The sequence below is a fragment of the Ideonella azotifigens genome (genome assembly GCF_006519715.1).
GTDB classification, from domain to species: Bacteria; Pseudomonadota; Gammaproteobacteria; order Burkholderiales; family Burkholderiaceae_C; genus Ideonella; species Ideonella azotifigens.
Genome location: NZ_VIDT01001000.1, coordinates 1 through 1,520 on the forward strand (window position 1 = coordinate 1; position 1,520 = coordinate 1,520).

The following is a 1,520-nucleotide window of genomic DNA, read 5'->3' on the forward strand; positions in this document are numbered from 1 at the left end:
GTTACGTGAAAAACGTCTTTTCGGCAGACCTCGAACACCAGCAGCGGGTAGCCTTCATCGACCAGCGCCATCGGCCCGTGCTTGACCTCGGCGCCCGAGAAGGCCTCGGCCTGGATGCCGCAGGTTTCCTTGAACTTCAGCGCGGCTTCCATCGCCACCGCCAGGCCGGTGCCGCGGCTGATGACAAACAGCTTGTCGGCGCCGGTCAGCACCTCGACGGCCGGCGTCCAGTCCAAGGCTAGGGCTTGCGAGAGCGCTTCGGGCAGGGCCTCCAGCGCGCGCAGCAGCGCGGCGTCCTGCTGCCAGTTGGCGACCAGGCGTGCGCCGGCCACCAGCTGGGCGATGTAGCTCTTGGTCGCGGCCACACTCTTCTCGGGTCCGGCGTGCAGCGGCAGCACCCACTGCGCGGCCTCGCCCAGTGGCGAGTCCACCTGGTTGACGACAGCCACGGTGCGGGCACCGCCGGCGCGGAAGAAGCGCGTGGGCGCGACCAGGTCCGGGCTCTGGCCGGACTGCGAAAACGCCAGTGACATCAGGCCCTCGCAGTGCAGCGAGGATTGGTAGAGCGTCAGCAGCGACATCGGCAGCGAGGTCACCAGGCGGCCCATGCGCGCCATCGCCAGGTAGGCCATGTAGTGCGCGGCATGGTCCGAGCTGCCGCGCGCCACCGTCAGCAGGCCTTGCAGCGGCTGCTCGCGCAGGCTGCGGGCCAGGGCTGCGTAGGTGTCGGCGTCGGCCGCCATCTGGCGGGCCACGGCGGCCGGGGCCTCGCGGGTCTCTTCAAGCATCCTGGAGTTCAATCGACTCTCCTTCCACGACCACGCGCTGCAGGGTCAGCGCAGGGTCCAACATCACGAGATCGGCCATCGCGCCGGCCACCAGGCGGCCGCGTTTGGCCAGGCCCAGGTAGTCGGCCGCGAAGGTCGAGGTGCGGGCCGAAGCCTCGGCCACGTCCAGGCCCAGGCTGACGAAATTGCGCAGCGCCTGGTCCATCGTCAAGGCGCTGCCGGCGAGCGTGCCGTCGGCCAGGCGCACGCCGCCCAGGCATTTGAAGACCTTGTGCCGGCCCAGGTGGTACTCGCCGTCTGGCATGCCGGCCGCGGCAGTCGAGTCGGTCACGCAATACAGCCGCGGAATGGTGCGCAGCGCGACCTTCAGCGCGCCGGGGTGCACGTGCAGCAGGTCCGGGATGATCTCGGCGTAATGCCCATGCGCCAGCGCCGCGCCCACCATGCCGGGCTCGCGGTGGTGCATGCCGGTCATCGCGTTGAACAGGTGCGTGAAGCCACCGGCGCCGGCCTCCAGCGCGGCCACGCCGTCTTCATAACAACCGGCCGTGTGGCCGACCTGCACGCGGAAACCTTCGGCCACCATCTGGCCGATCAGCTGCAGGTGGCCGGGCAGCTCGGGCGCGACGGTGATGAGGCGGATCGGCGCCAGCGCATGCAGCCGGCGCACCTCGCTGATGGACGCCTCGCGGGCGAAGTCCGGTTGCGCGCCCAGCTTGCCGGGGTTGATGT

At 70.1% G+C, this 1,520-nt stretch carries 2 protein-coding genes; both read right to left on the reverse strand.

Features of this window, described 5'->3' with window-relative positions:
• Nucleotides 1-800, reverse strand: an 800-nt coding sequence (locus tag FKP22_RS30050) for an SIS domain-containing protein (RefSeq protein ID WP_375140633.1), incomplete at its 3' end; no start/stop codon positions are given.
• On the reverse strand, nt 781-1,520 hold a 740-nt coding region (locus FKP22_RS30055; protein WP_141291877.1), incomplete at its 5' end, for an N-acetylglucosamine-6-phosphate deacetylase. The genes FKP22_RS30055 and FKP22_RS30050, both read right to left, overlap by 20 nt.